Annotated in this window: 4 protein-coding genes; all 4 read right to left on the bottom strand. The window is 66.9% G+C overall.

The window, feature by feature from the left end; genetic code table 11:
- Positions 1 to 60 precede the first annotated feature (60 nt).
- The gene (locus QMX82_RS25170) at positions 61 to 390 is read right to left on the bottom strand and encodes a hypothetical protein (RefSeq protein ID WP_133862738.1); all 330 of its coding nucleotides are present in this window, start codon (positions 388 to 390) and stop codon (positions 61 to 63) included.
- Between the two features lie 26 nt (positions 391 to 416).
- The gene (locus tag QMX82_RS25165) at positions 417 to 2,012 is read right to left on the bottom strand and encodes an isocitrate lyase (protein ID WP_282288637.1); all 1,596 of its coding nucleotides are present in this window, start codon (positions 2,010 to 2,012) and stop codon (positions 417 to 419) included.
- A gap of 594 nt (positions 2,013 to 2,606) precedes the next feature.
- Positions 2,607 to 4,640 carry a methyl-accepting chemotaxis protein gene (locus QMX82_RS25160; RefSeq protein ID WP_282288635.1) on the bottom strand — a complete coding sequence of 678 codons (2,034 nt, stop codon included), beginning with the start codon at positions 4,638 to 4,640 and terminating at the stop codon, positions 2,607 to 2,609.
- A gap of 204 nt (positions 4,641 to 4,844) precedes the next feature.
- Entirely contained in the window at positions 4,845 to 5,300 is a 456-nt protein-coding gene (locus QMX82_RS25155) for a GFA family protein (RefSeq protein ID WP_282288633.1), read from the bottom strand.
- Between the last annotated feature and the right edge of the window lie 137 nt (positions 5,301 to 5,437).

The raw sequence follows: 5,437 nt of genomic DNA, 5'->3' as shown, positions 1-5,437 counted from the left end.
CCGCGGAGGGGGGGCAGGGCGCGCCGGGGGGTCAACTACCCGGCGCGCCCTTTTTCATGGCTAGCAGTAGCGATCCACATAGGCCGGCTGCTGCTGCCGACCGGCCAGGCGCCAGTGCTCCTGCAGGGCGGCGTGGACGCTCCTGATGAAGTTGTCGTCCGCCGCGGCCGACTTGCCGACGTAGCCGCCGCCCTTGTTGTAGGTCTTGAAGCGGATGCGCAGGCTGGGATGGCGCTCCTCGAACTGCTCGGGCGTCTCGCCGCCGGGCAGGCGGTCGACATGCACCGCGCCGCTCTCGCAGACCCAGAGGATGTGGTTGTGGTTCTTGTCCTTGAGCCGGCCGAACAGTTGCTTGAGATCGTCCAGGCCGGGGTTGTCGTTCAGGTTCATGAGCGTGTCCTCCGCAGTGGCCGTGATCAATGGAACTGGTTCATGGTGTTGTCCTTGCCGCCCGCCTTGAGCGCGGCCTCGCCGGCAAAGTATTCCTTGTGGTCGTCGCCCATGTCCGAGCCGGCCATGTTCTGGTGCTTGACGCAGGCGATGCCCTGGCGGATCTCCTGGCGCTGCACGCCCTTGACGTAGGCCAGCATGCCTTCCTCGGCGAAGTAGCCCTTGGCCAGGTTGTCGGTGGACAGGGCCGCGGTGTGGTAGGTGGGCAGGGTGATCAGGTGGTGGAAGATGCCCGCTTCCCGCGCCGCATCGCGCTGGAAACTCTGGATCCGCGCATCGGCCAGACGCCCCAGTTCGGTGTCGTCGTAGTCCACGCTCATCAGCTTGGCGCGGTCGTAGGCGGACACGTCCTTGCCCTCGGCCTGCAGGGCGTCGAACACCTGCTGACGGAAACTCAGGGTCCAGTTGAAGGAGGGGCTGTTGTTGTAGACCAGCTTGGCGTTGGGCACGACCTCGCGGATGCGGTCGACCATGGCCTTGATCTGGCCGACGTGGGGCTTCTCGGTCTCGATCCACAGCAGGTCGGCGCCGTTCTGCAGCGAGGTGATGCAGTCCAGCACCACCCGGTCCACGCCGCTGCCGGCACGGAACTGGAACAGGCCGCTGGCCAGACGCTTGGGCCGCAGCAGCTTGCCGTCGCGGCTGATCAGCACCTCGCCGTTGCCCAGCTGGCTGGCATCCACCTCGTCGCAGTCGAGGAAGCTGTTGTACTGGTCGCCCAGGTCGCCCGGCTGCTTGCTCACGGCGATCTGCTTGGTCAGGCCGGCGCCCAGGGAATCGGTGCGGGCGACGATGACGCCCTCGTCCACGCCCAGTTCGAGAAAGGCGTAGCGCACCGCGTTGATCTTGGCCAGGAAGTCCTCGTGGGGCACCGTGACCTTGCCGTCCTGGTGGCCGCACTGCTTCTCGTCGGAGACCTGGTTTTCCAGCTGGATGCAGCAGGCGCCGGCTTCGATCATCTTCTTGGCCAGCAGGTAGGTGGCCTCGGCGTTGCCAAAGCCGGCGTCGATGTCGGCGATGATCGGCACCACGTGGGTCTCGTAGTTGTCGATCTTCGCCTGGATGGCGGCGGCCTTGGCGTTCTCGTCGGCGGCGCGGGCGGCGTCCAGGTCACGGAACAGCATGGCCAGCTCGCGGGCGTCGGCCTGGCGCAGGAAGGTGTAGAGCTCTTCGATCAGCGCCGGCACGCTGGTCTTCTCGTGCATGGACTGATCGGGCAGCGGGCCGAATTCCGAACGCAGCGCGGCGATCATCCAGCCCGACAGGTAGAGGTAGCGACCTTTGGTGCTGCCAAGGTGCTTCTTGATGGCGATCAGCTTCTGCTGCCCGATGAAACCGTGCCAGCAGCCCAGCGACTGGGTGTAGGCGCTGCTGTCGGCGTCGTAGGCGGCCATGTCCTGGCGCATGATGGCCGCGCAGTGGCGGGCGATGTCGAGACCGGTCTTGAAGCGATTCTGCAGGCGCATCCGGGCGGCGTATTCCGGATTGATGGCGCTCCAGTGATTGCCGGCGCTGTTCTTGAGGGCGGCGATGGCCTGAACGTCGTTCTCGTAAGCTGACATGAGTCGATCCTTCTCGATGAGGTTGGCTTGGGTACCAGTCTTTTCCCAACGTCCGGCAGCGGGATGGCGGTTGCCACCCGGATGCCGGTCGCGAAGGCGAAAGGTCAGCCCAGCTGTCGAGTCATGTCGCCGTACGTACCTGCATGGATCCGGACGTCACCTCTGGCGACGCTGCCTCGAGCAGCGCGGCATTTCAGTCGTCTTCTTTTGTAGTGCCTCTTGAGCATCACTACGCAAGACGGCCCGAGGGTCACCCGGAGCCCAGGCGCGACCCGCATGGATAGGGGTTCGCGTCCGGTGCAGCTAGAGATTTGCAGGAGTTCGAGGCGTCGTCAATGGGGTTTTGTAGTGCTTTCGTATAGTCACTACAAAAGTCGTAGACGCGGCCGGGAGCGGGTTTGGGGCGTCTATTGCTGACTCATGGGTCGCTGGCAGGGGCAAAATGGGGGCGCAAGCCACGGCGCTGGCCGTGACCCGGCGGTCACTCGGAAGGTGATCCGCCGCCCACCGGTATCTGCCCCCGGTGGGGAGCAGCTACGGGTGCAGCGGGTGCGACTTACCGGTCAGTGCCGACGAACGGTAAGTCCCTGCGGCCTAGGACGACGTGGCGGCGGTAAGGCCGGTGAGGGTATCGGCGATGTCCTTGGTGCGATGGGAGGTCTGGGCGGTGAGTCGCCCGGATTCGCGCAGGACGGCGAGCAGCTCCTGCAGCGAGCCCACGTCCTCGGCCTGGCCGGCGATATGGGCGCCGACCTCGCTGATGGCGCGGGACAGCTGGTCGATGTCGGCGCCGATCTCGGCGGCGTTCTTGTGGGTGATGGCCGCCAGGTTGCGCACCTCGTCGGCCACCACCGCGAAGCCGCGACCGCTCTCGCCGGCGCGCGCCGCCTCGATGGCCGCGTTGAGCGCCAGCAGGTTGGTCTGGCCGGCGATCTGCTGGATCACCTGGACGATGGACTGGATGCGCAGACTCGACTGGCTCAGTTCGTTGGCGCTGCGCACCACGTCCTCGGCCTGTTCGGTGAGGTGCTGCACGGTGCTGTCGGCCTGGCGGGTGACCTCGCCCTGCTGCAGGATGTTGCCCGCCAGATCGTCCATGCTGCTGTGCAATTCGCCGGAGTAGTGCCGCAACTGCTCGCCGATCTCCTGGCGACTCTGGTGCGCCTGGCGCAACACCTGGCCGAGATCGGCGAGGCCGCCGAACACCGCCTGGATGGAGTCGTCGAGGCCCTGGGCATCCACCACGCCGGTGAAGTTCTGCCGCTTGAATTCGTTGATCTGGTTGACCACCACCTGGCTCAGGCCGGCCAGCTTCTTGATCTGCCGACGCAGGAAGAAGGCCTTGAACTCGCCGTAGTGGGCGGCGAAGTTGTCGACGTAGTCGTCGCGGAAGGGCGCGCCTTCGGGGGTGCGGAAAAAGAACACCGCGGTGAGCGTCTGGTTGAGATTCAAGCCGAGGATCTCGCCAAAGGTGGAGAAGCCCACCACCGGCGTCCGGCCGAACACCTCGCCCATGCGCGGCAGCTCGGCGCCATTGTTGGCGCGGCGCAGGATGCAGTCGTTGAGCACGCCCACCAGCGGGGTGCCACTCTTGCCCTGCAGGAAGCGCGCGAAGTCCTGGCGGGTGGCGTCCACCAGCGAGGTGCGCTTGACCATCACCAGCTCTTCGCCGGGCGCCACGTCGCAGAACAGGTGGATGCGCTCGCGCGCGTAGTCGATGCGGGCGATGGAGCGGACGAACAGCTCCTCGCCCACGCGGATGGCGAAGGAATAATCCGCCAGGCGCTGCTCCAGCTGTTCGGCGCGGCAGCTCAGGGCCTCGCAGAGGGCCGCCACCATGCTCTTGATCTGGCCGCGGCTGTCGACCACCTGGCTGATGTAGCGCTCTTCCAGCGAGGCGGTGAGGACACTGAGGCTGAGCGGCGTGGCGCTGAAATTCTGGCTCTTGAAGACCCCGAAGCGGGTGTTCCTGGCCATCTTCAGAAAGACCAGCTGAGCATGATTTTCATAGGCCTGGCGGCCATCGTGCAGCAGCGTCTGGCGGAAGTCGCCCTTGCCGCCGGCGGAGCCGCCGACGAACAGGCAGGGGAAGCGGCCGGACTCGTACAGTGCCTCCATGAAGAAGGATTCCGAGGCGGACAGGCCGTCGAACAGCACGAAGGCCAGGGTATCGCGGTGATCGATGGGCGTGCGCACCGGCAGGCGCTTGAGCGACTCGGTCAGGCGGGCGAGGCGTTCCTTCATGCTGCGCCGCGGTCCGCCGCGGCGGATGTCCTCGCTGTCCAGCGGGACGTGCACCACCTCGGCCGAGGCGATGACCGAGGCGTCGAAGAATTGCAGCACCAGACGGTCCCAGGCGCCGTCGGCGGCGCAATACAGGCGCTGCTCGCTGCCGCAGAGTTCGCCGGAGGTGGTGCACAGGCTGATGGACGCCGCGGGGAAGCGTCCGGCCAGTTGCCGGGCGATGGCGTCCAGGTCCAGGTGCGGCGAGACGAAGCCGGCGATGTAGGTGGGCTTGAGGGCGACGCCGCCGAGGCGGTCGCCTAATTCGCGAGCGGAGCAGGTCAGGCTGAACACGCCGCTCCCGCCCTGGCGGGCACGCGCGCCGAAGCGTTGCAGAAACCCCATGATTGTTCCTCTTGTCTGGCAGGCTGGGAAAGGGAGCTCACCCAGGCATCGGCGCGTTTGGCGGCGGCTTGATAGGGGTGTGCGTCCAGGCCGCAGGCTCGCGGGCAAGAGGGCTCGGGGGTGGGGGAGTGAAGGGGGCTCTGGCACGAGCCTTGGCGCGCTAAGCGCCGTGCCCGGAGGCGCCCGGGGTCAGGCGACCAGCGGTCATGGCTGGCGCCCGGAGTCGAGCCCGGGCCGCGAGTCCCGGCTGTCGTGCTCGGCCAAGGCTTCGGCCCCGGTCAGCTGGCGGCGCGAGTGCGTGAAGCAGTACCAGGCCGGCTGTTCCTCGATGAAGATCTCGCTGTCCAGCACCCAGTCCGCGCCTTCGAGCAGGCCGACCGGAATGGCGTAGTGCGGCTCGGCCTTGAGGCGGTAGAACAGGTGGGTGCCGCAGTGGCGACAGAAGCCGCGCTCGGCCCAGGCGGACGAGGCATGGACGGTCAGGGCGTCGCCGCCACCGATCACCGGAGGCTGGGCGCATTCCACCGCGAGCAGCGGGCCACCGCCCCAGCGGCGACAGGTCCGGCAATGGCAGGCCGAAACGGCGAGGGTATCGAGGCGACAATCCAGCTGAACAGCGCCGCACAGGCACTGGCCGTGACGTTCCAGGGGCAGGGACAAGGCGCTATCCTCGGGAGGCAGGAAGTCTGCAGGATAGCCGGTTGGAGGCAGTGCGGGGAGGGTGCTCCCGCCGTGAGCGGGAGCACCGGCGCGATCAATCTTCGCGGCTGGTGACTTCCACCAGGTGATAGCCTGTG

Origin of the sequence: Pseudomonas sp. PS02302 (assembly GCF_029959585.1) — a bacterium.
Classification (GTDB): domain Bacteria; phylum Pseudomonadota; class Gammaproteobacteria; order Pseudomonadales; family Pseudomonadaceae; genus Chryseomonas; species Chryseomonas aestiva.
Note: the sequence above shows the minus strand (reverse complement) of the source record. Positions and strands in the feature narration are given on the sequence as shown.